This is a genomic window from Shinella sp. CPCC 101442, from assembly GCF_024704725.1.
Classification (GTDB): domain Bacteria; phylum Pseudomonadota; class Alphaproteobacteria; order Rhizobiales; family Rhizobiaceae; genus Shinella.
In genome coordinates, this window is record NZ_JALIQS010000001.1 from 815896 (window position 1) to 840531 (window position 24636).

The window sequence follows — 24636 nt, forward strand, 5'->3', positions numbered from 1 at the left end:
GCTTCCGGTGAGGGACAGCGAAAGATCTGCCCCGCGGACGGCGCCTGTGGGGAAGCGCCGTCAAGATGTATTGAGATGGCGAACCCGATGTCAGTTCGCCTCGCCAAAGCCCCTGGGGATCGCGTCGAAGGCTCGCACCATGGGCGCGCGCGCCGCCGGCCGCGATGTAGAAATCCCCCGAGGGCAGGCAGACGACCTGCCCCTTCTGCCAGGCCGCGGTCGGGGCGACGAGTTCATTGTCCAGTCTCGCCTTGGCGCTCTGCTCGCCCGAGCCGAAGGCGGCAACGCGTCGTGTTGTCCCGGCTATTCAGCTCGCGGTACGGAGCAGGACGGCGCTGGCTTCCGTGAGCTTCTGCCTGTCGTGACGCAGTACATCCAGGCAATCGGCACCGAACCACTCCAGCGAGGCCTCGACCGTGCCATCTCCGGCAAGCGTTTCCAGGAAGGGCCCATAATCCACCGCCCCCTCGAAAAGCCGCGTCATGCCATCGCGCCGACCCGCCGGAGCATAGACATTCGCCGGCTCGAAGACCGTCAGGTCAGCGCGGGCGCGAATGTTCTTGAAATGGTAGTGGCGGACATGCGGCCGGATCAGCTGGTGGAAGGCCACCGGATCATCGCCCCCTTCCCAGACATGCAGCGTATCGAAATTGATCCCGAAGGCCGGATGATCCACCTGCTCCACCAACTGCAGTGTCGATGCTCCGCAATCGGCAAGCGTGTTCGGATGCGTTTCGGCGAGCAGCGACAGACCGTGGTCGGCGGCGAGTGCGGCGAGCTCACGCAATCGCATGGTGATAAGGCGGCGTTCCGCCGCATCGGTGCGCACGCTCGCCTTGCTCCCGGCAAAGGTGCGGATCTTGCGCGCCTGCCAGCGCCGGGCCAGACGCACCAGCGCGAACATGCGCCGACGCAACTCCATGGTCTCGGCATCCAGCGGGAGGTAATCGCTCACCATGGGCACGCCGAGGCCGAGCGCGGCAAGCCATTCGCCATTCCGCTCGGGACGGTGATCGAGGCTGCGGGCATGCACGCCCCATAGCTCTATCCCGTCGAAGCCGTTAGCCCAGGCGAAAGCGGCGATCTCGTCGAGCGAAATCAGGTGATGGCGGAAGGTGATGGTGCAGAGCGAAAGCCTCATCGTGTGGCCCTCCGGGCTTCGGGCGCAAGATCGGAAGGGAAGCGTTCCGCGCACCATTGCTCGAAAATCACGCCGAGCTTTCGCTTCAGCTTGAACTCCTGCGCGTCGATCTCGTCGATGCGCCTGAGCACGGCGGCGGCAAGACCCGTATCTGCCGTTTGTCCAAGCTTCATGCAGTCATAGTGCAGGGTTTTCAAAAGCTGAATCAGCATCTCGATCTCGTCGCACCACGGATCGAATTCTGCCGCCGGCAGCTTCAATGCGCGCCAAAAATAGGCGAAGCCGTGCTCATAGGCATATTTGCGAATGGTGATGACCGGCAGCTCGCGCACGGCAAGCGGCAGATCGCCGAGCGTCAGCCCGCCGCGGCCGGCGAGGTGGACACGCACGATCTCGCGCAGGCGATCGGCGAGCGGATTGTCGTGCGGGCGGAAGCAGGCTTCGAAATAGGCGCGCACGTCCGCATCCTCCGGAGGATGCGCAGCACTTCCGTCAAAGGAATAGCCGCCGGCGACCGTCGGCTGGCGCACGGCATTCAAGACCGTCTCGCGGGCGATCTCGCCTTCCCAGCGGTAGTCCGGGTCGAGCACGCTGAACATCGCCGGATTTTCCGATTCTTCCAGCATCAGGTAATGCGGGAAGGGATTTTGGTTGAATTTGTTTTCGCGCTCCGGGAGGTGGAACATGTCGAGCATAACCATGACACTGCCCTCGGCGGGCCGGTGCGCGACACGCGTCAGGAGCGTCTCTATATTCTGCTCCTTTGAACGAGCCTCGTCGTACCAATCCTCGACAGCGATGCCGTAGAGCCGTTCGAACCAGGTCTTGAAGAAGTCCTGCGTGATGCCGGGACCATGATAGAGCAGTTGTGACCGCTCGCTGACGGCAAAGGGCGTATCCCAAATGCCGAAATAGAACGGCCGGTGATCGAGCTTGCGCTTCTTCAACCCGTCGCAGAGGCAACTGACGAAGCAATGGACCTTGATGTCGTAGTCCAGCTCACCATGCACGCCTTCTCCTGCCACGGGCAGCGGGGCGGGCGCACTGCCGCGAGCCAAGAGGGCAGCGAGGTCCGCGACGGTGGCGATGTCCTGTCGGCTGATGATTTCCTCCGGCACGCTGAGGCCGAACTCGAGTTCCAGATTGAGAAAGATCTGCAGGATCAGCACGGAGTCGAGATAGAGGTCTTCGTTGAGCCGCGCCTCCGGCGCAAAGCCCGCAAGATGAGGATGGTTCATGTGCACGGCAAGAACCGTGCGAACAGCGGCGATGATGTCGATCTCGCTCATTCGGCGGCCTCCTTGCTCGGGGTGAACGCGCCGGCCGCAAAGCGCGCGGCGACCTCGCGCCGGCTGATCTTGCCGTTCGCCTGACGCGGAACCGCATCGACCTGCACGATCTCGGTCGGCAGTTGGTGGGAGGCGAGGCGCGGCATGCACCAGGCGCGGATATCCTGTGGTGACGCGGCGGTCCTGGCCGAGAAGACGAGCCCAACGCGCTCGCCGGCAAAGCGGTCTTCGCGGCGGAAGGCGACCGCATCGGTGACGTCGGGCATCGTCATGACGGCCTCCTCGACCTGGGCCGGATAGACGTTGAGGCCGGAGACGTTGATCATGTCGTCGAGCCGCGAGACGAAGACGAGCATGCCGTCGGCGCGCCGGTAGCCGAGGTCCCGCGTGGCGATCGGCCGGCCGTTGCGCGTCACGACGATCTCGCCGGGCGCATCTGCCGAACCGCCCATTTCCAGCGAGAGGTGCGGCAGCACATAGCCCATGTCGCCAGCGGCGGTCAGGTCCGGATTGATCGCGATGCATCCGGCTTCCGAGCAGCCGTACTGCTGGAAGACATGGTTTGCCTTCGCACGGATCGTGCCGAACCAGGCTTCCGGTAACAGCGTGCCCGAGGTCATCACCGCGTGCAGCTTTTCCCCTTCGGGCGTCAGGCGTGCGAGCGTATGCAGGATTGCCGGGGAGGAATAGAGCAAGGGCCGTTCGGTCTCGCGCAGGCGGCGCAGCAGGTATTTCGGGTTGGCGGTATTGAGGATGAGCGGTGTCTGGCCACGCTCCAGCGCGACGAGGATGCCGCAGATGAGACCATAGGAGTGGGTGGTCGGGCAGGCGACGACGGGGGTCATCGTTTCCGGTTCACGGAAGGTGTCGACATAGCTGCGCACCTCCGCGTCGATCTCCGACCAGCTGCGGGCAATGCATTTCGGCGCGCCGGTCGTGCCGGAACTCATCTGCAGAAGCTGGCCCTCGCCGCCGATGCGCTCGCCGATCTCCTCCGGGATCGTGCTGTTGTAGTAGAGCCGGTCGCAGCCTGCTGTGCGGGCGAGCTTCAGCGCAGCATCGTAGGGCGTGCCGGGGTGGATCGGCAGCACGCTCGCGCCGCGGGCGCGTATGGCGAAGAAGAGGGCCAGCCAGTCGGCCGTTTCCGGAAAGCAGACGGCAAGCCGCCCGCCTGCCGCGCGGTCGAGACCGGCCGTTTCGGCCATCGTCTCGATACGGTCTTCGAATTCGGCCTGTCCGTAGGCACGGTCGTCAATCTGCAGCATGGGTCCTCCTGTGGCCCGTTTCTCGGGCGCAAAGGGATTGGGAATGGCGTGGTGATATTCGGGCGCCACCGCGAGCAGCTTGCGCACCATCAGCGATTCCGTGCGGATAGTGCGGGCTCGGTGACCGAGTTTTGCCTGACGGTCGGCAAGGCCATGTTCGGCGGCGTAGGTTTCGAGACGTTGGGCGATCCGTGCCCAAAGCGCATCTTCCGTGGCGTGGCCGGCGGTTTTGAGGAGATGGGTGAGGTCGGTGAGATTGTGGACGAAGAGGGTGTCCATGACGAGCTCGCGCAGCATGTCGAGCGAATTCGTCCAGTAGTAGTCATCCGGCTCGGCGGCCGCATAGACAGGATTCAGCGCGGCGAAACCCGGTGCAAGCTGCGGGTCGCGCAGAAAGGCCGGGGCGTATTCCATGCTTTCATGAAAATCGCGCAGGATCAGCCGTTCCGGCCAGCCGTCGCGATGCACGAGCAACATATTCTGCGCATGAGCCTCCAGGGCGATGCCATGCTTCACCAGCAGGTGCCACACGGGAAGCACCGCGACCTCGATCAGACGGGAAAACCATGCGTCGAAGCCATGGCGCGCAAGCCACGGTGCAATGAAGGGTTTTTCGTCAACCTCGAACACGGCAAGCGCATTGAACGGTACGACCGCTTCACCGGGGCACACCATCGCCTCCGCGCTCTCGCGCCAGATGACGGCGATTTCACCGGCGAGCGGGCCGTCGCGATCGGCGACGATACCCGCATATTCCTTGAGGATCGTCAGCCGATAGCGGTCCGTAAACAGGGGATCGCTGGCCACAACGCGGCCGAGCCAGTCGGAGAGGACGGGCGCGGTGCAGACGGAATGCGGTGCAAGAATGCGGCGCGACGACGTATTGACGATGCCGAGTGACAGTTTGACGCTTGCCCGCCGCGGGTTGTCGAGATTGTGCAGCGAGCGGACGGACTGGCTTGCGACATAGCGGTCTCCGGCGGGTCCGAGAAAATGCGCCTCGCCGCTCGCCAGCCAATCGGCAAGCCGTTCATCCTTCAGATGCCCCCATTGCCAGGGATGCAATGGCACGAAACCGAAATCGGCAGTGGAAAGGCCCAGCCCGGCGCAGCGCGCCTGAAGCTCGGCAAAAGTTTCCGTACCGAGTTCGGCAACCCAGAAGGCTTCCTCCTCGGCGGGCAGCGCCTGCCCCAAGTGCCGGCGCGCGATGAGCAGCCAGACGAGGCGGAAAGGCATGCTCGCCTCCGGCCCATAGGCCCGGTTGTCGTCGAACGTGAACCCGCTGCGTGCTTTGTAACACGGGTGGTAAGGATGCCCCTCCTCGAGCGCACCTTCGATACCGGCAAAGGACATTGCGCGGCGGTCGCGCAGCATGATTTCCTCACGGTTCCAACGGGCGAACGCGACCGTCAGGTTCAGTTCGGAGAGCAGCTTCTCGCGGTTTTCCGCAGGGCCCGGCAGAGCCGAGATGAGGTCCGCAAGGTCAGCCGCAGCCCAACCATCGGCAAACCGGCATTCGACGGAGAAAGGCTGGATGCGCAAGCGACCGAAAGGACCGATGGCGGCGCGGCACCGATAGGCGCGATCGCCAAGGTGCCAGACGAGGCCGTCCGGCAGGATCGGGTCGTGCACCGGTGCCACGAGCTTTTCGAAGATGAGCGCGGCGACGAGCTGGCGCAGGACGCGGTCGTCGGGACGGTTTACGTCTTCAAGAGGCAAGGGCATGGCCAAGCCTTTCCGCCGCACCGGCATTCCACAGCGGGTTTTCGATGCGCCGGTAGAGCGAGCGGGTATCCTCCGCCTGCAATTCATCGACACCGAAGAGCCGTGCCCTCAAGTTCGCCTTGGCGGCAATGGTCGGAGCGTGAATGAGACTTTCGGCAAAACGCCGGCCGGCTCCGGTCAGCACGTGCGCCAGGTTTTCGAGGCGCCGATGGAGGATCCTCAACAACGCTGCCTCCTCGGCGAGGCCGTCATGGCCCATGCGTGAGATGACGGAGAAAATCTGGTTGACGATGGCGTAGTAGGCAAAGCGATCGTGGATATCGGCCTCCGGGAAATAGAGGCCTTCGATCTCTTCCATTTCCGGCACGAGCCGGGCGAGGGATGAGCGATGCCGTTCCGCGAGGTAGAAGCCCTGATTGTCGCGGTAGTAATAGGCCGAGGGGAAACCGCTCGACAGGTCGAGCAGGCTGTTTTGCTGGTGTGCTTCAAGCGCGATGCCGAAGTCGTCGTAGAGCGCCAGCAACGGATCGAGCGCATGGTCGAGATAGCGCTCGAACCAGATGGCCGCAACGCGGGGGAGATCCCACTCACCGCCCGTCGAAAGCCGGCGAAGAACGGCCTCCAGCAACGAAACCCCGCCCGGCAGCGGATCGGCCGTCAGCGCCGCCAACGTCACGATGCCCCGGTCGCGACCGGCACGGAACGGGTTTTCGCGCACGATCACCTCGAAGCCGCTTTCGGCCCGGCTGGGCAGGGCGAGCGAGATATGCGCGGGGTCCCGAACGATGTGGAAGCCCGGATAACGTCCGGCAATGCCGGCCCGGTCGATGAGCCGCGCGACGGCGATGCCCGCCTTCAGCTCATGCAGCCGGTTGACGCGCAGCGAATTGGTGATGCGCACCGGAAGCGAAAATTTCAGCATGAAGGGCAGGGCGGCATTGTAGACGGTGCGCACGGAAGACGTCGCGGCAAAGCGCGGACCGCGCGGACCCAGCGGTCGCAATGCGCCGTCATTGATCAATGCCTGCACAGCCGGGTCGAGCAGCAATGCCTCGGCTTGCAGGGGATGCATGGGGAGGAGGGTTTCACCCGGGGCAAGCGGCGCATCCGGAGCGAGCGAGCGCACGATGTCCGCCGCGCACCGGCCGATTGCGCTGTCTGCCCGCACGAGGTCGTTCGCCGCCGCAAAATAGCGTAGCGAGAAGTCGCCGGCGAATTCGGGGGCATAGGTGTCCTGCTGCCAGAAGCTCATGCCTTCGCGACTCTTCGGCGTCGGATGCAGCCAGTGGCCGTAGGCGATGGCGCGCTCGGCGTCGAGGAAGGTGAAGCTGTCGGCCGCCAGCGGGCGGGCAGCAGCCAGGTTCTCCGCCGTGCCCTGATAGCTTTGCAGCACGCGCTGCATCAGGCCGAGTTCATAGGCACGCGCACTTTCGCGCCTGCCACCCTCGAAAAGCCGGCCGGCATCCTGGATGAGGAAAGGCAGGGCACTCATCGGTTCGATGCTGCGCCATTGCGGATCCGCCGCCGGACGTGTCCAGATCGTGCCGAAATGAAGAGGGCCGCAAAGCGAGCGGGAGGAAATTTCGGCGCGAAGCACGAGGCGCTGGCTGGCCAGCGTCCATTCGATGCATTCGACGCTGCGCAAACCATCGCGATGGGTGGCGGAAACGCCGGGATTGATCTCGCGAAGGTAGCAGTTCGCAAAACTCTGGAAGGTTGCCGCTTCGGCAGTCTGTTGTACAGAAACCATGGTTCACCTGGAACGCCGGCCGACAGCGCCGCGCAATACGGCAAGCCGGCTCGAAATTGAAAACGGGATTTCAGACGACTGGGCGTGCGCTCAGGTGACAGCGCGCCAGACAAACGGCGGCGGAGCCTCGCGGAAGGCGAAGCGCAGGAGGTGATCCTCGATAACGGCCTTGGTATCGCGAAGGCCCTCTTCGTCCGCGGCGGCGACATGGATGTCGAGCCCGTTATCCGCGATGGTGAGCACCGAGGTGCCGCAGGAAAAGCGGCACTCGCCGCTGGTCTCGCGAAGCGTCACAACGACCTTGTGGGCGAAATGCTTGCAGAGCTGCTGCAGGTATTTTGCGCTGTTTTCGGTTTCGAATCGGGTGGTGGCTTCCATGGAGGGTCCTCCTCTTTCCGATGGTCCGTTCCCGGCGGCACCGCGCCGCCGGGAACGATGATGTCAGAAGGTGGCGCGCAGGCTCACGAGGAACGAGCGACCGGGCTGGTAAAGCGGATCGACCACGCCGAATTCCTGACCGTAGGTCGCGCGATCCGCATAAACCTCGTTGAAGATGTTCTTCACGTCGGCACGCAGCGTCAGGTTCTTGTGGCTCGGCGGCTTGTATTCGAGATAGGCGTTGAACACCTGGTAGGCCTTGAAGGGCTTGTAGGCCGGTTCGCCCACCGGCGCCGCGGGCAGCTTGTCATATTTCAGCGCGAATTCGACGTCGCCACCGATCGTGACGCCATAGTCCGAGAAGGTATGGGCGGCTGCGATGGTAATGATCTCGCCAACAGGCGTCGTCAGATAGGTACCGGTGTCGGAATCCGCCGGCTGTCCATCGATCAGCGAATCCGTATTGACGTATTTCACGCGCACGAAACTTTCGTTCCACTCGTAGCCGGCAGCGATGGAGAAACCTTCCGATTCCACATGGCGAGGCGTATAGGCGGTGCGGTAGCGTGCCGACCGTACATTCTCCATGTCCGTGCGGAAGATGGTGCCTTCAAGCGAGAAGCCGTTGTACTTGGCCTCGAGGCCCACCGTGTAGTTGTCGGCGGTCGCCGGCTCGGGCTCCGGCAGATACACCCAGTTCGGGTTCATGATGAAGTTTTCCGCAAGCGGGATGCCGGACCACACATGGGAGTAGCCGGCTTTTGCCGTCAGGAAATCTTCGAGAATGTCGTATTCGCCCGAGATGTTGCCGCTGAGGCCGGCATTGTCGAATTCCTGACCGCCTGTGCCGGTAAACCATTGCTGGTCGGCACGGCCGCCAAACGACAGGCGTGCGCGGTCGAACGGCTCCAGGCGAGCCTGCACATAGGCACCAACGTTCTGCGCCTTTTCCACCGCCGGATCGAAGAGATCATCCAGTTCCGCGCGATCGCTGTAGAAGTCGACGCCCGCCGTCACCGTACCGATGCCGACATGGAAACGGTTTTCAAACTTGCCGTTAAAAGTCGATGTCATGCCTTCGATCGGATATTTTTCCGGCACGCTGCCGGGCGGCAGGTAAACCGTGGTGCCGACATCGGTCGTGCCATAGGCAAGAACAAGCCTCGGATCCCACCAGCCTTCAGGGGTTTCGTCGGTATAGGTCAGGACCGTGTTGTTTCGGTCGAGACTATAGTCGCGGACAACGGGTTCGCCCGGCTTGCTGCCGTCCGTATGGCGCATGTTGGCGCGGAAGGGCCTGGGTGCATTGTCCTTGATGCCCTCGTGGCTGATCTCGATACGGTCGCCGCTTTCGAACTCATAGGCAACCTTGCCGAGGCCGCTCAGGAAGTTCGAACGCGTTCCCAGTACCTTGTCGCCATTGGCATCGGAGAATTCGCCGCCCCTGCTGAAATTGAGATAGCCGAGATACTCGAAACCCTGGTGGAGGCCGTAGGCGGAAACACCGGTGCCGAAAACACCGCCATTCGAATTGTAGCTGGAGTTGACGAAGCCTCCGAACCCGTCGCCGTCGAGAAGGTCGCGCGCATCTTTCGTCTCATAGGCGATGGCGCCGCCAAGGGCACCCGGACCGGCATCGGCGGGCGCCACACCCTCATCGACACTCACAGCCTTCAGGAGCGCCGGATCGATCAGCGTCGTCGCATTGTGATGGAAAACCTTGTTGTTCTGCCGGCTGCCATCGATCGAGACGGCAAGGTTGGTTTCCTCGATACCGTTGACATAGACCTTCTGCGACATGGGCAGCGACGAGCCGACCTTGACGCTGGGCTCCTCGCGGAAGACGTCCTGGAGATTTGACGGGTTCTTGCGTTCGAGATCCTTGGCCGTGATATTGACCTTGCCGACACCGCCCTGACCGTTGCTTTCCCCTTCGACCGTCACCTGCTGCAACGTTGTCGAGCCATCCTCGACCGAGCCGGTGACGAGCGGCGAAATATGCTTCGGCGTCACGATCGCCGTGCCCTCGGGCGTGATCGAATGGCGCGCTTCCGTACCCTCGAGAAGCGCAGCAAGCGCCTGCTCCGGCGTATAGCTGCCCTTGACCGCCCTGGACGTCACGCCTCGCGACGTCGCCGCCGCAAGCGAAACCTGCAGGCCCGACTGGCGACCGAACGCATTCAAGGCGCTTGCCAGAGACTGCGCCGGAATGTCGAAAGCCACCGTACCGACACGGGCCGTCTTTTCCTGCGCCGCGGCCGGCTGAAACGCGGCCTGCGGCAGGCTGAAGAGAAGTGCGGCGGCCGTGGAAACCATCAGCTTGGCAAAGAAGACATTGCGAACCCGTGCGCCGGCCCGCGCGCCGTTCGTTCGATCGATATGCAAACGCATTTTACCCCCGGTGTCATAACCCTTGGACGCGCCGCCCCGGCGCGCGTTCCCGGTGCAATGACGACCGGCGCCGGAATCTTTTTCACGTCCGGTGCGAATTTCTTGATTTTTTCAGAAAAGTTTTCGTGAGCTTAAAAACGCGAGACCACGCGCAGGTAGTCGGACACCGTGCGGACCTTCCCGCCCAGGGGCTGGACGAGGGCACGCAAAGCCCGGTCGGGATCGCGCAGGTCATAGAGGCCGGTCACCCGCTGCCGGGCAAGCGCCCGGTCGGGCAGGCTGATCCAGGCGGGATGGTAACGTTGCAGGCGTGCGACGACGCTTTCCACGGCAACGTCGTTGACGAACAGCAGTCCGTTGCGCCAGGCCCCGATCTCGCCGACCGGCACGGTCTCATGCAGGATTTCGCCGGTATCGTGATCGACCGTCGCCATATCGCCCGGCGCCATTCCCGTGACCGACGACGCGACGGCGCCGGAAAGGCCGACGACGCCGCGCGCCAGTTGCACCGTCGTGGAGGAGGGGTCGAGCGCCACATCGAAGGCCGTACCGAGCACGACGACCTTGGCGCCACCGGCTTTCACGGTAAACGGACGGGCGGCATCATGCGCCACATCGAAGAAAGCCTCGCCTGCGAGCAGGCGCACCCGACGCCCTTCCGCCGTGATGTCCACGCCAATCGCGCTTCCGCCCGAGAGATTGACCTCGGTCCCGTCCGCCAGCGTCACCAGGCGGCTTTCGCCCGTTGCCGTCATCACATCCGCCTGAAGGCGCAGAAGCAGGGCAGGACCGGCGAGAACGACTGCGATCGCCGCAACCGCGGCAAGTGCAACGCCGGCAATCCAGCGACGCCGACGCAGGGCCGGATGAGCAACAACGTTTTCAGCAGGCTTTACGGACCAGAGATCGGTGTATTGCGGCTTGACTTCGCCGAGCAGTTGCCACGTGCGCAGGGCCGCCTGCCATGCTGCGCGGTTGTCTTCGGAAGCTTCCAGCCACGCATGAAGCCCGCGGACGGCCTCCTGACATTGCGGCTCGTCCTTGAGGCGCAGAAGCCAATCCATGGCCTCTTCCATCGCGCGCCGCCCGTCTGTGTCATCCCTGATCAAAATACTACCTGTGCCCCGGCTCCCCGTGCCGTGCGCGAGTTCTAGCCGAATAATCAATATCTGCGTAGGGACGATTTAGCCGCGATTTTTTTTCATATCGCCGTCATCGCGAGGTTGCATCGGCAAGGCGAAGCGCAATTTCGACAAGTGCGGCCCGCACATGGCGATGCGCGGTGGCGACCGAGACACCAAGGTGAGCCGCCACCTCCTCCAGCGTATGCCCGCCGAAGCGATGCATTTCGACCGCGACCCGCACATCGAGCGGAAAGCCATCGAGCACGTCGCGTATCACCTGCAACTCCTGTGAAACAAGGACGTTTTCTTCCGGTGTCTCGACCGCGCGTGGGATCGACCAATAGGGCGGCTCACGGTCGCGCTCCCTCATCTCGATTTTCCGCCGCTTGATGACATCGAAGCAGAGGTTGCGCACGATGCGGTAGAGATAGGCGAGCGTTTGGCCCGCGGCCGTGCCGGTCGTGTTGGCGGGGCCAAACCGGATGAAGGCATCCTGCACGATATCCTCCGCCGCCTCCCGCGAGCCGAGAATGCGCGTGGCGTATCGCACCAGAGCGGGCTTGTGGGTGGCGTAAAGCAACGCCGTCGCGTCCCCGTCCTTCAAGACGACCTGTTCCCTCTACTGCTTGCGCCCGCGGCGGAGTGATGGCGCCGGAGCATGCCTTGCGAGAGATCGCCATAGCCTAAGTTGAGAAACTTAGTCAAGTTTAATAGGTCAACCATGCGGCAGACCCGCTCTGCCCGCCGCCCGGCCTCGCGCTATCTCACACGGCGACGGCCCCATTGTGGCTAATGAAGGGATGCGCCCGACCTCGTCTCCGGGAGGTCAAGCCGTCAGATCGCAACCTGTTCGCCGAGTTCGACCACCCGGTTGGCGGGCAGTTTGAAATAGTCGGAGGGATCGATGCCGAAATCGGCAAGCGCGATGTAGAGCCGCTCCTGCCAGCCCGGCAGGCCGACATTGGGCGAGCGCACGAGTACGCGTCGGCCGAGATAGAACGAGGTGTTCATGATCTCGAACTTGAAGCCCTTCTTCCGGCAGGCGCTGAGGGCCTTGGTGACGTTGGGGTCTTCCATGAAGCCGAAAGTCAGGTCGATCCGCATGAAACGCTCGCTGAGGGTCTGAATCTGGATGCGTTCGGAATCCGGGACATAGGGCTTGTCCTGCGTCCAGACCGTGAGGATGACGTTCCGCTCATGCAGCACGTGATTGTGCTTGATGTTGTGCAGGAGAACGGCAGGCGTTCGGTCCGGCACGCTCGTCAGGAAGATGGCCGTCCCCGATACGATCGCGGGCGCATGCTTCGACTTCTTTTCGAGGGCCGCGATGAAATCCGTGAGCGGAATATCGCTCTGGGCGATCTTGTTCTTGAGGTATCTCGACCCGCGCGTCCAGGTCCACATGACGAGCATGATGGCGACGGCAAGCACGACCGGCACCCAGCCGCCGTCGTGGATTTTCGTGAGGTTGGCGATCAGGAATACGCCTTCGATCAGGAGCAGCGGCAATAGCAGCAGGCTCGCGGTCACGACCGAATAGCCCCAGACCTGCCGCAGGAACTGGTGTGCCATCAGCGTCGTCACCACCATCGCACCCGTCACCGAGATGCCATAGGCCGTCGCGAGCGATTCGGAATCGCCGAAAGAGAAGATGAGCACGATGACCCCGATGAACAGCACGCCGTTGACGGCGGGAACATAGATTTGTCCCGTATTGGTCTCGGAGGTGAACTTGATCATCAGGCGCGGCAGGAAGCCGAGGTGCACTGCCTGGCGGGCCAATGAGAACGCGCCGGTGATCACCGCCTGGCTGGCGATGATGGTCGCCATGGTGGCGAGGATGACGATCGGCAGCAGAGCCCAGTCGGGATAGAGCAGGTAGAACGGGTTCTCGACGGCCTCCGGGTGGGTCAGCACGAGGGCGCCCTGGCCGAGATAGTTGAGCGCAAGTGCCGGAAAGACGAGGATGAACCACGCCACCTGGATCGGTTTGCGGCCGAAATGGCCAAGATCGGCGTAGAGCGCCTCGGCGCCCGTGACGGTGAGGAAGACCGCACCGAGCACGATGAGCCCCACAATACCGGCATGCGTAATGAACCAGAGCGCATTCAGCGGATTCAAGGCCTGCAGGATCGTCCAGTTGTCGCCGATATGGATGAGACCGCCCCAGGCCATCGCAAGGAACCAGACGACCGTGATGGGACCGAAGAATTTCGAAACGGCGGCCGTGCCCTTCGACTGGACGAGGAAAAGCCCCACCATGATCGCCGCAGACAGCGGGAGCACATAGTCGGCGAAAGCCGGCGTCACCAGTTTCATGCCTTCCAGCGCCGACATGACGGAGAGCGCGGGCGTGATCATCGCATCGCCGATGAAGAGAGCCGCCCCGATGACCCCGGCGAAGAACAGCACAGGCATGTAGCTGCCGGATTTCTTCATCAACAGCGCCAGCAGCGACAACGTCCCGCCTTCGCCGTCATTGTCGGCGCGCAGCAGGAACAGCACGTATTTGAAGGTGACGATGATGGTGAGCGTCCAGATCATCAGCGAGATGAGGCCGATGACGACCTCCTCGCGGATCACGCCGTCGGAGACAAATGGCCGGAGGGCCTCGCGAAAGGCATAGAGCGGGCTCGTGCCGATGTCGCCATAGACGACGCCGATCGAGCCGAGGAGAAGAACGAGAAACTTTCGGGTGTCGGTACTGCGATCGTGCGAGGTGGCGTGCGACACGTTGAAAACGTCTCCGGCGTCGGTTTATGCGGTGGCGCGAATATGGTGCAGCGCGAGATGGAACGCAAATCGTGTCTTTGGCTATTCCGTTGCAATGGGCACGTTTCCCACCGAAACCACGGTCCAGAGCCGAAAACTAGAGCCAGCCGGCCTTCTTGAAACGCAGGAAGAGGATGGAGCAGGCCACCCCGATGATCCCCAGGACGACAAAATAGCCATAACGCGTTTGAAGTTCGGGCATGTACTGGAAGTTCATGCCGTAGATACCGGCAATCGCGGTCGGCACGGCGAGGATGGCCGCCCAGGCGGCCAGTTGCCGCGTGATCGTGCCCTGCCGCTGCTGCTCCAGGAGGTTGCTGGCCTCGAAAACCGATGTGATCACCTCCCTAAGCCCCGACACCATCACTTCGACACGCCTGATATGGTCGTGCACATCCCGGAAATAGGGTTTGGCATTGTCGTCGATGCAGGGAAGCTCGAGATGGCTGAGCTTGCCGAGCATTTCGGCCATCGGCCCCAGCACACGCTGGAAGAGGATGACCTGTCGCCGCATGCGAAACAGCCGGCGGATCTGCTCGCGCTCGAGGAAGGACGCAAGCATGTGCTTTTCCATCGCCAGCACATTGTCTTCCATTTTCTCGACCATCGGCAGGTATCCGTCGACGATGAAGTCGATGATCGCATGAAGCACATAATCCGGCCCGTGCTCCAGGAGCTTCGGCGACTGCTCGAGTTGTTCGCGAAGCTCCTTGTGAGCGCGGGCGGAGCCGTGTCTCACCGTGATGATGTGCCGCTTGCCGACGAACATGCACGTCTCCCCATAGGCGATCTTGTCGCCTTCCAGATGGGCGGTCTTGGCGATCACGAACAATTGGTCGCCATAGATCTCCACTTTGGGCACCTGGCGGCCATTCAAGGCATCTTCGACGGCGAGGGGATGCAGACCGAACATCGCCTTCAGCTTCGCCATCTCGTCCTCCGACGGTGCGGTCAAGCCGATCCAGACGAACTCGTCTTCTGCCGCCACATAGCGCTCTTCGCCAAGTTCGACGGGATTGGCACGGGTTCCGTTCTTATAGGAAAAGGCGGCGACGACGGTCATGGGCGGGTCCGAAAACAAGCAGCGACAAGCCGCCATAGGTGGCCCGACCGGCGCGCCAGGGCAAGCGGCAGGCGGCATTTTTACCGGCATATTCCGACAAGATCCGCAGGCAACCTTCGGTGACGCGCCGAAATTCCTATAGGATTCCTATTTTTTTCCGCCCCGATCACTCTCGAACCCCTATCCGGTTCGGACGCATATCTGGCGTCGAGACGGGATCGTCTCCGCGCCAGAAAGCCCCTTCGGCGTCGCCCAACCGGCGGCGACGCGGGCTTGTCTTGGCGTGTGCACAACAAAGGAGTCCGGATCGATGATGGACATCATTCTAATCGGCACCGCAATCGCCTTCTTCGGCCTCTGCTTTGCCTACACCCAAGCCTGCGACAGGCTGTAAGGAGCGCGCCATGCTGTTCGACTACGTCTTCAGCGGTGCGGTCACCGTTTTCCTCACCCTTTACCTGACCTATGCCCTCATCCGCCCCGAGCGCTTCTGATGAAGCGGCCGGGCTTTGAAAGTTTCCTCCCATGACCCTAATCGGATGGCTGCAAATCCTATTCTTCTGCGGGATCGTCGTGGCGCTCGTCAAACCGCTCGGCGGCTACATGACGCGCGTCTTCGCCGGCGAGCGCACATTTCTTTCCCCCGTCCTCGTTCCGATCGAACGGGGCCTCTACGCGCTGGCCGGGACCAGTGAGCGCGAAGAGCAGCGCTGGACGACCTATGCTTTCGCCATGCTGGCGTTCAATCTGGCCGGTCTGCTGCTGCTCTATGCGCTCCAGCGCCTGCAGGGCGGGCTGCCGCTCAACCCGGCCGGCATGACCGCCGTCGGCCCTGAACTGTCGTTCAACACCGCCATCAGCTTCGTCGCCAACACCAACTGGCAGAACTACGGCGGCGAAAGCACGATGTCCTACCTCACCCAGATGGCGGGGTTGACGGTGCAGAACTTCGTTTCGGCCGCCACCGGCATGGCGATCGCCATCGCACTCATCCGCGCCTTCGCGGGCGCTTCGGGCAAGGCGCTCGGCAACTTCTGGGTCGATATGACCCGCGCCACGCTCTACATCCTGCTGCCGATCTGCATCGTGCTGGCAACGGCCTATGTCGCGCTCGGCGTGCCGCAGACCTTCGGCCCATATGTGGAAGCCACGACGCTGGAAGGTGCAAAGCAGACCATCGCACTCGGCCCGGTCGCCTCGCAGCTTGCCATCAAGATGCTCGGCACCAATGGCGGCGGCTTCTTCAACGCGAACTCCGCCCACCCGTTCGAGAATCCCGATGCCATCTCCAACATGATCCAGATGGTGTCGATCTTCGCGATCGGCGCAGCCTTCACCAACGTCTTCGGCCGCATGGTCGGCAACCAGCGCCAGGGCTGGACGATCCTCGCCGCCATGGGCGTGCTGTTCGTCGCAGGTGTCGCCATTACCTACTGGGCGGAAGCCTCCGGCAATTCGCTGATGCACGCCTTCGGCCTGCAGGGCGGCAACATGGAAGGCAAGGAGACCCGTTTCGGCATCGCCCTGTCGTCACTCTTCGCGGTCGTCACGACGGCGGCCTCCTGCGGTGCGGTCAATGCCATGCATGGCAGCTTCACGGCGCTGGGCGGCCTCATCCCGCTTCTCAACATGCAGCTCGGCGAGGTCATCGTCGGCGGCGTCGGCGCGGGCTTCTACGGCATCATCCTGTTCATCGTCGTCGCCGTCTTCGTGGCGGGCCTGATGGTCGGTCGCACACCGGAATATCTTGGCAAGAAGATCGAGGCGAAAGAGATGAAGATGGCCGTGCTCGCCATCCTCTGCCTGCCGCTCGCCATGCTGGTCTTCACGGCGATTTCGAGTGTTTTGCCTTCGGCGGTCGCGTCGATCGGCACGGCGGGGCCGCACGGCTTCTCCGAAATCCTCTACGCCTATACGTCGGCTGCGGCCAACAACGGCTCGGCCTTCGGCGGCCTGACCGGCAACACGCCCTGGTACAATATCACGCTCGGCCTCGGCATGCTGATGGGGCGCTTCCTCGTCATCATCCCGGCGCTGGCGATTGCCGGTTCGCTGATCGCCAAGAAGACGGTGCCGGCCTCGGCAGGCACGTTCCCCACGGATGGCCCGCTTTTCGTCGGCCTTCTCGTCGGTACGATCCTCATCGTCGGCGGCCTTACCTTCTTCCCGGCGCTCGCCCTTGGTCCCGTGGTCGAACACCTCGCCATGCTCGCCGGACAGACCTTCTGAGGAACGGCCATGACGCGTCACGTGACAAGACCTTCCTCTTCCGCCCCGGTACGCCGGGGCGGAATGCCGCGCCGATGGTGTGCATCCAACGTCATTCTCGTGATGCTGGCCGCCATGATCGCGATCGTTTCGATCATCGAATTCCTGCGCGGCTGACCGCGCCCTCTATCAACGCTGGAGTCTCTTATGAGCCAGGTTAAATCCGCGAGCATCCTCGATACTCGCATTCTCGTTCCGGCGATCGGTGCCGCGTTCACCAAGCTCGATCCACGCACGCTCGCCAGCAATCCGGTCATGTTCGTCGTGGCGACGGTCTCGGTGCTGACATCCGTGCTCTTCCTGCGCGACCTCATTACAGGCCGCGGCGATCTCGGCTTCTCCTTCCAGATCAACCTCTGGCTCTGGTTCACCGTGCTCTTCGCCAATTTTGCCGAAGCCGTCGCCGAAGGCCGCGGCAAGGCGCAGGCCGACTCTCTGCGTCGCGCCCGCAGCGAAACCCAGGCCAAGCTGCTGGCCGCAAACAGCACCACCGATTACAAGATGGTGCCCGGCACCAGCCTCAAGGTCGGCGATCTCGTGCTCGTCGAGGCGGGCGACATCATCCCCTCCGACGGTGAAGTCGTCGAGGGCATCGCCTCGGTGAACGAAGCGGCGATCACGGGCGAATCCGCCCCGGTCATCCGTGAATCCGGCGGCGACCGCTCGGCCGTCACCGGCGGTACCCAGGTCCTGTCCGACTGGATCCGGGTGCGCATCACCGCCGCTGCCGGCTCCACCTTCCTCGATCGCATGATCTCGCTCGTCGAAGGCGCCGAGCGCCAGAAGACGCCGAACGAGATCGCGCTTAACATCCTGCTGGCCGGCATGACGCTGATCTTCGTGCTGGCGACGGCGACCATTCCGAGCTTTGCTGCCTACGCCGGCGGCTCGATCCCGGTCATCGTTCTCGTCGCGCTGTTCGTGACGCTGATCCCGACGACCATCGGCGCGCTGCTCTCGGCCATCGGCATTGCCGGCATGGACCGCCTCGTACGCTTCAACGTGCTGGCCATGTCCGGCCGTGCGGTGGAAGCGGCGGGCGACGTCGATACGCTGCTGCTCGACAAGACCGGCACCATCACGCTCGGCAACCGTCAGGCGACCGCTTTCGCGCCGGTGCGCGGCGTCACCGAGCAGGATCTCGCCGACGCGGCCCAGCTCGCATCGCTTGCCGACGAGACGCCGGAAGGACGCTCCATCGTCGTGCTCGCCAAGGAGAAATACGGCATTCGCGGCCGGGACATGGCAAGCCTCAAGACGACCTTCGTGCCCTTCACCGCCCAGACGCGCATGAGCGGCGTCGATCTCGAGGGATCGCAGATCCGCAAGGGCGCGGTCGATGCCGTGCTCGCCTATGTCGGCAATGCCGTGCCCTCGGATGTCGTGCGCGAACTGCAGGCAATTGCCGAGGAGATCGCCAAGGCGGGCGGCACACCGCTTGCGGTTGCACGCGACGGCAAGCTGCTCGGCGTCATCCAGCTCAAGGACATCGTCAAGGGCGGCATTCGCGAGCGTTTCGCCGAACTGCGCCGCATGGGCATCCGCACAGTGATGATCACTGGCGACAACCCGATGACGGCGGCGGCGATCGCCGCGGAAGCAGGCGTGGATGACTTCCTCGCCCAGGCGACACCGGAAAACAAGCTCCAGCTCATCCGCGAGGAACAGGCCAAGGGCAAGCTCGTCGCCATGTGCGGCGACGGCACCAACGACGCGCCGGCGCTCGCCCAGGCCGATGTTGGCGTTGCCATGAATACCGGCACCGTCGCCGCCCGCGAGGCCGGCAACATGGTCGACCTCGACAGCGACCCGACCAAGCTCATCGAGATCGTCGAGATCGGCAAGCAGCTCCTGATGACCCGTGGCGCGCTGACGACCTTCTCCATCGCCAACGACATCGCGAAGTATTTCGCCATCATCCCGGCCATGTTCCTCGCCTTCTATCCGCAGCTCGGCGTCTTGAACATCATGGGCCTCTCGACCCCCCAGAGTGCGATCCTGTCGGCGATCATCTTCAACGCGCTCATCATCATCGCGCTGATTCCGCTGTCGTTGAGAGGCGTGAAATACCGCGCCGTCGGCGCCGGTGCTCTGCTCTCCCGCAACCTTCTCATCTATGGCCTCGGCGGCATCATCGTGCCCTTCATCGGCATCAAGGCGATCGACGTCGCCATTACCGCCCTCGGCCTCGTCTAAGGAACGAACACCATGTTCAAGCAACTGCGTCCCGCGATCGTCATGATCCTCGCCACCACTGCCATCACCGGCCTGCTCTATCCCGCCGCGATGACCGGCATCGCGCAGGCCGTCTTCCCGGCCCAGGCAAATGGCAGCCTGATCGAGAAGGACGGCCAGGTGGTTGGTTCCACACTCATAGGCCAGGCCTTCGCAGGCGAGACCTATTTCCACGGGCGGCCCTCGGCGGCTGGCGACGGCTACAACGCCGCCGGTTCGTCCGGCTCCAACCTCGGCCCGACCAGCCAGAAGCTGGTCGATCGGGTGAAGACGGACTACGAGGCCGCCAAGGCGAGCAATCCGAATGCCGACGTACCGATCGATCTCGTCACCGCGTCGGGCAGCGGCCTCGATCCGCACATTTCGCCGGAAGCCGCCTATTTCCAGGTTGCGCGCGTCGCCAAGGCAAGGACCATGGACGAGACGGCGGTGCGCGCCCTTGTCGAGCAGCACGTCGAAGGCCGGCAGTTCGGCTTCTTCGGCGAACCTGTGGTGAATGTCCTGCGCCTCAACATGGCGCTTGACGAGGCCCGTTCGTAACCTGAAATGGGCGTCTCCGACCGGCCTGCCGGCCGGTCGGAGAAACTGGGTGAAAAGTCATGCCGGACGACAATCGCAAGAGTGAAAACAGGCCGTCGCCAGACGCCCTGCTGGACCGCGCCGAGCGGGCCGCGCGCGGCCGCCTGAAAATCTTCCTCGGTGCGGCGCCGGGCGTCGGCAAGACCTATGAAATGTTGATGTCCGGCCGGGCACGGCGGGCAGACGGCGCCGATGTCGTCATCGGCGTCGTCGAAACGCACGGCCGCAAGGAGACGGAGGCGCTCGTCGAGGGCTTCGAGGTCATCGCCCGCCATCAGATCGACTATCGCGGCCAGCGGCTCGAAGAGATGGACCTCGATGCGATCCTCGCACGTCGGCCGGCCCTCGTCCTCGTCGATGAACTCGCCCATACGAACGCGCCCGGCAGCCGCCACCCCAAGCGCTATCTCGATGTGCAGGAAATCCTTTCCCACGGCATCGACGTCTATTCGACCCTCAATATCCAGCATGTCGAGAGCCTCAACGACGTCGTCGCGCAGATCACCCGCATCCGGGTGCGCGAAACCGTTCCGGATTCCATCATCGACGGGGCCGACGATATCGAGATCATCGACATCACGCCCGACGACCTGATCAAGCGGCTCGCCGACGGCAAGGTCTATGTGCCGAAGACGGCCAAGCGCGCGATCGAGAACTATTTTTCGCCCGGCAACCTGACGGCGCTGCGCGAACTGGCCCTGCGGCGCACCGCCCAGCGGGTCGACGAGCAATTGCTCAACCATATGCAGGCCCATGCCATTTCCGGGCCATGGGCGGCAGGTGAACGCCTGCTGGTCTGCCTCGACTGCGGCCACGAGGGCGCCAGCCTCGTGCGCTATGCCCGACGCCAGGCGGACCGGCTGCGCGCGCCCTGGGCGGTGCTGCATCTCGAAACGCCGCAGGCAATCAGTCTTTCGGACGAGGACAAGGATCGGCTCGCTGCCAACATGCGGCTTGCCGAACAGCTCGGCGCCGAGACGGTGACGCTGCCCGCGCTCTCGCCCTCACGCGAAATCATCGCCTATGCCAATGCCAACAACTTCACCCATATCGTCGTCGGTCGGCCGAGCCGGTCACGCTGGCGGCAAATCTGGTATGGCTCCGTCACCCAGGACCTGATCCGCTATGCCGGCGATATCAGCGTGCACGTCATTTCCGGCGAGGTGAAGGAGGGCGAGCCGCGGCGCGGCGTCAAGAGCGCCCAGGCGCCGCAACCCTTCAGCGTCCGGCCCTACCTGCTCGGTGTCGTCTTCGTGCTGCTTGCGATCCTTGCGGGCATCGCGCTCGACCAGACGCTCGACGTGCAAAACCTGGCGCTTGTCTTCCTGATGGCGGTGCTCGCGGCCTCCGTGCGCGGCGGGCTCGGCGCCGGCCTTTTCGCCTCCGTGCTCGGCGCGCTCGCGTTCAACTTCTTCTTTCTGGAACCGCGCTACAATTTTACGGTTCGCGACCCTGAAAGCCTCGTGGCGCTGTTTTTCTATTTCGGTGTCGCCCTTGTGGCCTCGAACCTCACCGCTGCCGTGCAGCGCCAGGCCGCCGCCGCCCGGCAGCGCGCGCGCACGACGGAAGACCTCTATCTCTTCTCCAAGAAACTCGCCGGCACGGGCACGCTCGACGACGTTCTCTGGGCGACCGCCTTCCAGATTGCCTCCATGCTGAAGGTCAGGGTTGTCATCCTGCTGCCGGAAGGCGGTTCGGTGGTGGTCAAAGCCGGCTATCCGCCCGATGACACGCTGGTCGATGCCGATATCGCCGCGGCGAAATGGGCCTGGGAGCACAATCGTCCGGCCGGCCGCGGCGCCGATACGCTTCCGGGCGCCAAGCGGCTCTATCTTCCCCTGCGCACCGGGCGCGAGGCGGTCGGTGTCATCGGCCTCGACAACGACCGGCAGGGGCCTATCCTGACGCCCGACCAGCAGCGGCTGTTCGATGCCTTGTCGGACCAGGCGGCACTCGCCATCGAGCGCGTCCAACTGGTCTCCGATGTGGACAGCGCCAGGCTCGCGGCGGAAACAGACAGGTTGCGCACGGCGCTGCTGACATCCATTTCGCACGATCTCAAGACGCCGCTCGCCGCCATCATGGGCTCGGCGGACACGCTGAAGGATATGGGCGCGCAGCTTGACGAGGAAGCGCGGCGCGAGCTTCTGTCCACCGTCATCGACGAATCCGAGCGGCTCAACCGCTTCATCGCCAACCTGCTCGACATGACCCGCATCGGTTCCGGCGCGATGGAGCCGAACTACGCCTGGCACTATGCCGGCGACATCGTCGGCTCGGCGCTCGCCCGCGCGGGCAAGATCATCTCCCACCACAAGATCGAGGTGCGCATCCCGCACACGCTGCCGATGCTGCGGGTCGATCCCGTGCTCTTCGAGCAGGTACTGTTCAACCTCATCGACAACGCCGCCAAATACGCGCCCGAGGATACGCTGATCGAGATCAGCGGCCGGCAGGACGGCAATGCCGTTCTACTCTGCGTCTCTGACGAAGGCCCCGGCATTCCCCCCGATGACATCGAGCGCATCTTCGACAGTTTCTACCGGGTGCGCAAAGGCGACCATGTGCGGGCCGGTACGGGGCTCGGACTTTCCATCTGCCGCGGCTTCGTGGAGGCCATGGGCGGCAGGATCACGGCTGCGAACCGCACCGAGCGTTCCGGCGCCGTCTTCACGATCCGCATGCCGGTTCCGGCTGAAATTCCCCTATTGGGAGGCAACGAATGACCAACACTGCTGTCCGCATTCTCATCGTCGATGACGAGCCGCCGATCCGCAAGCTGTTGCGCGTCGGGCTCTCCACGCAGGACTACGCCATCAGCGAGGCGATGAACGCCAAGGTGGCGGTGGAGATGGTCAAATCGGAAAAACCCGATCTCATCGTGCTCGACCTCGGCCTGCCGGACATGCCGGGGCATGACCTGCTCGCCAAATGGCGCGGGGAGGGACTGGACCTGCCGATCGTCATCCTGTCCAGCCGCACCGACGAGGCCGGCATCGTGAAGGCGCTGGAACTCGGCGCCGACGACTACATCACCAAACCCTTCGGTATGAACGAGCTGGTCGCGCGCATCCGCGTGGCGCTGCGCCACCGCTTGCAAACCCACGGCGAAAAGCCGGTCTTTCAGGTCGGAGAGCTCTCCGTCGACCTCGTCAAGCGCATCGTCAAGGTTGCGGGCCAGGAGGTGAAACTCTCACCGAAGGAATACGACATCCTGCGCATCCTGGTGCAGCATGCCGGCAGGGTGCTGACCCATCGCTACCTGCTCGAACATGTCTGGGACGGCCTGACCGACGTGCAATATCTGCGCGTCTATGTCCGCCAACTCCGGCAGAAGATCGAGCGCACGCCGGACCAGCCGCAATACATTCTCACCGAGACCGGCGTCGGCTACAGGCTCGTTGACGCGAGCTGACGCACCCCACTTTATCATGGAGCCTATCATGCAACTCAGCGACCATCTCGCTTTGGAGAACGTCGTCGTGGACCTGTCGTCCGTGTCGAAACACAAGCTCCTGCAGCAACTGGCCGACACGGCGTCCCGGCAGACCGGAATAGGGGCGGGCATCCTCGCAAAGGCCCTTTCCGCCCGTGAAAGTCTTGGCTCCACCGGCATCGGACGGGGCATCGCCATTCCGCACGCGCTGGTCGAAGGACTGCCGAAGACCCTCGCCATTGTCGCCCGGCTTGCCCGGCCGATCGACTTCGAAGCCGTGGACGACATTCCTGTCGATATCGTCGTCCTGCTGCTGTCGCCCGCCGCAGGGCAGAACCTCAACATCCTCTCCTGCTTCGCGCGCCAGCTGCGCGACGATGCCACGGTCCATGCCATTCGCGCTGCCAGGAGCCCAGAAGAAATCTTCGTCCTGCTCACCCGGCCGTAGCAGCAGGGGCTCCCCTATGCTTTTCCTATTTTTTTGCCTCGGCACTCCAATCGAGAAACTATCCGCCGGCGCTTAGCTTGAGATCGACGTGATCGACGCCTCATTCCGGCGGCCGGTCACGGCGAACCACAGCAGAGGTGCCGCCATGCGCAAAGAACTGACGGACCATCATTTTCCACCGCTATCGACGCGGATGATCTTTCTCCATCATCGCGTGCGCATGCACGACCAGACCCGTCTGAATGCCCCGCGCGGAGATGACACGGCGCGTGCCCTGCCGCTCGCCGCTTGGGCCGGGCTGGTTGCTCTCCTTCTCGCCGCCGCGATGGTCTTCGGGGTCCTCCATGCCTAAACTTTCCTCATCGCAAAGCGCCGTGCGCCGCTATGCGGCGGAGGCCGATCTCCCACCGGCCGAAGCGCTTGCGGACCGTATCGCCAACGTCCGGCGCCTGCGCGAACATCACCTGTGGGAAATCCTGCGAACCCTACCGTCTCTCGCCGAGGCCCGCGACGACAGCGAGTTCCGGCACCTCTTCCGCGTGCTGATGGAGCGCGAAGACCTCGTGGCCGCAAGCCAGGCCCTCGTCGACGCCGCACGTCCTGCCTGCCGCCTCGACCGGCTGGAAAGCGTGGACGGCTGCTGGGTCGCCCGCATCCTGTCGGATGGGGCCGTGCCTCGCGCCGTCGCCATCCATATCGACCGGGTGGCGGCCATCATGGCCGCGCTCGTGACGCTCGACCGTTCCCGCCCGGTCAAACATTGAAAGGAACC

Annotated in this window: 19 protein-coding genes; 8 read left to right on the top strand and 11 right to left on the bottom strand. The window is 63.6% G+C overall.

What is annotated here, in order from left to right:
- Nucleotides 1-307: 307 nt before the first annotated feature.
- From MUO32_RS03735 to corA, 10 genes are all read right to left on the bottom strand, one after another.
- Nucleotides 308-1141 carry a sugar phosphate isomerase/epimerase gene (locus tag MUO32_RS03735; RefSeq protein WP_257946881.1) on the bottom strand — a complete coding sequence of 278 codons (834 nt, stop codon included), beginning with the start codon at nucleotides 1139-1141 and terminating at the stop codon, nucleotides 308-310.
- Complete coding sequence (locus MUO32_RS03740; protein WP_257946882.1) at nucleotides 1138-2430, bottom strand: DUF6005 family protein; 1293 nt, start codon at nucleotides 2428-2430, stop codon at nucleotides 1138-1140. Before MUO32_RS03740 ends, MUO32_RS03735 begins: the two co-directional genes overlap by 4 nt.
- The gene (locus MUO32_RS03745; RefSeq protein ID WP_257946883.1) at nucleotides 2427-5420 is read right to left on the bottom strand and encodes an IucA/IucC family protein; all 2994 of its coding nucleotides are present in this window, start codon (nucleotides 5418-5420) and stop codon (nucleotides 2427-2429) included. Before MUO32_RS03745 ends, MUO32_RS03740 begins: the two co-directional genes overlap by 4 nt.
- The gene (locus MUO32_RS03750; protein ID WP_257946884.1) at nucleotides 5404-7170 is read right to left on the bottom strand and encodes an IucA/IucC family siderophore biosynthesis protein; all 1767 of its coding nucleotides are present in this window, start codon (nucleotides 7168-7170) and stop codon (nucleotides 5404-5406) included. Before MUO32_RS03750 ends, MUO32_RS03745 begins: the two co-directional genes overlap by 17 nt.
- Nucleotides 7171-7260: 90 nt before the next feature.
- Nucleotides 7261-7548, bottom strand: a complete 288-nt coding sequence (locus tag MUO32_RS03755) for a DUF2218 domain-containing protein (RefSeq protein WP_257946885.1) — start codon at nucleotides 7546-7548, stop codon at nucleotides 7261-7263.
- A gap of 63 nt (nucleotides 7549-7611) precedes the next feature.
- Complete coding sequence (locus MUO32_RS03760) at nucleotides 7612-9939, bottom strand: TonB-dependent receptor (protein WP_257946886.1); 2328 nt, start codon at nucleotides 9937-9939, stop codon at nucleotides 7612-7614.
- A gap of 131 nt (nucleotides 9940-10070) precedes the next feature.
- Entirely contained in the window at nucleotides 10071-11003 is a 933-nt protein-coding gene (locus MUO32_RS03765; protein WP_257946887.1) for a FecR family protein, read from the bottom strand.
- A 148-nt stretch (nucleotides 11004-11151) separates the two neighbouring features.
- The gene (locus tag MUO32_RS03770; protein ID WP_257946888.1) at nucleotides 11152-11667 is read right to left on the bottom strand and encodes an RNA polymerase sigma factor; all 516 of its coding nucleotides are present in this window, start codon (nucleotides 11665-11667) and stop codon (nucleotides 11152-11154) included.
- 230 nt (nucleotides 11668-11897) lie between these two features.
- Complete coding sequence (locus MUO32_RS03775) at nucleotides 11898-13796, bottom strand: potassium transporter Kup (protein ID WP_257946889.1); 1899 nt, start codon at nucleotides 13794-13796, stop codon at nucleotides 11898-11900.
- 136 nt (nucleotides 13797-13932) lie between these two features.
- The gene (gene corA / locus MUO32_RS03780) at nucleotides 13933-14898 is read right to left on the bottom strand and encodes a magnesium/cobalt transporter CorA (protein WP_257946890.1); all 966 of its coding nucleotides are present in this window, start codon (nucleotides 14896-14898) and stop codon (nucleotides 13933-13935) included.
- Nucleotides 14899-15302: 404 nt separating this feature from the next.
- Between corA and kdpF the strand changes: the two genes are divergently transcribed.
- The 7 genes from kdpF (at nucleotide 15303) to MUO32_RS03815 (ending at nucleotide 23864) form a co-directional block, all read left to right on the top strand.
- Nucleotides 15303-15392, top strand: a complete 90-nt coding sequence (kdpF, locus tag MUO32_RS03785; RefSeq protein ID WP_244761761.1) for a K(+)-transporting ATPase subunit F — start codon at nucleotides 15303-15305, stop codon at nucleotides 15390-15392.
- A gap of 31 nt (nucleotides 15393-15423) precedes the next feature.
- The gene (kdpA, locus tag MUO32_RS03790) at nucleotides 15424-17127 is read left to right on the top strand and encodes a potassium-transporting ATPase subunit KdpA (protein WP_257946891.1); all 1704 of its coding nucleotides are present in this window, start codon (nucleotides 15424-15426) and stop codon (nucleotides 17125-17127) included.
- Nucleotides 17128-17313: 186 nt separating this feature from the next.
- A complete protein-coding gene (kdpB, locus tag MUO32_RS03795; protein ID WP_257946892.1) occupies nucleotides 17314-19362 on the top strand; it encodes a potassium-transporting ATPase subunit KdpB in 2049 nt (682 codons plus the stop codon).
- A 12-nt stretch (nucleotides 19363-19374) separates the two neighbouring features.
- Nucleotides 19375-19941: a potassium-transporting ATPase subunit KdpC gene (gene kdpC / locus MUO32_RS03800; RefSeq protein WP_257946893.1), complete on the top strand. Its 567-nt coding sequence runs from the start codon at nucleotides 19375-19377 to the stop codon at nucleotides 19939-19941.
- A gap of 59 nt (nucleotides 19942-20000) precedes the next feature.
- Nucleotides 20001-22706 (top strand): sensor histidine kinase KdpD, encoded by a 2706-nt coding sequence (locus MUO32_RS03805; protein WP_257946894.1) that lies wholly within the window; start codon nucleotides 20001-20003, stop codon nucleotides 22704-22706.
- Nucleotides 22703-23395 (top strand): response regulator transcription factor, encoded by a 693-nt coding sequence (locus MUO32_RS03810; protein WP_257946895.1) that lies wholly within the window; start codon nucleotides 22703-22705, stop codon nucleotides 23393-23395. The genes MUO32_RS03805 and MUO32_RS03810 overlap by 4 nt, the downstream gene beginning before the upstream one ends.
- Before the next feature lie 28 nt (nucleotides 23396-23423).
- Nucleotides 23424-23864: a PTS sugar transporter subunit IIA gene (locus tag MUO32_RS03815; RefSeq protein WP_257946896.1), complete on the top strand. Its 441-nt coding sequence runs from the start codon at nucleotides 23424-23426 to the stop codon at nucleotides 23862-23864.
- A gap of 181 nt (nucleotides 23865-24045) precedes the next feature.
- On the opposite strand, the gene MUO32_RS03820 is transcribed toward MUO32_RS03815, so the two are convergent.
- Nucleotides 24046-24210 carry a hypothetical protein gene (locus MUO32_RS03820; protein ID WP_257946897.1) on the bottom strand — a complete coding sequence of 55 codons (165 nt, stop codon included), beginning with the start codon at nucleotides 24208-24210 and terminating at the stop codon, nucleotides 24046-24048.
- Between MUO32_RS03820 and MUO32_RS03825 the strand changes: the two genes are divergently transcribed.
- The gene (locus tag MUO32_RS03825) at nucleotides 24209-24628 is read left to right on the top strand and encodes a hypothetical protein (RefSeq protein WP_257946898.1); all 420 of its coding nucleotides are present in this window, start codon (nucleotides 24209-24211) and stop codon (nucleotides 24626-24628) included. The genes MUO32_RS03820 and MUO32_RS03825 overlap by 2 nt on opposite strands.
- The last annotated feature ends 8 nt before the right edge of the window (nucleotides 24629-24636 follow it).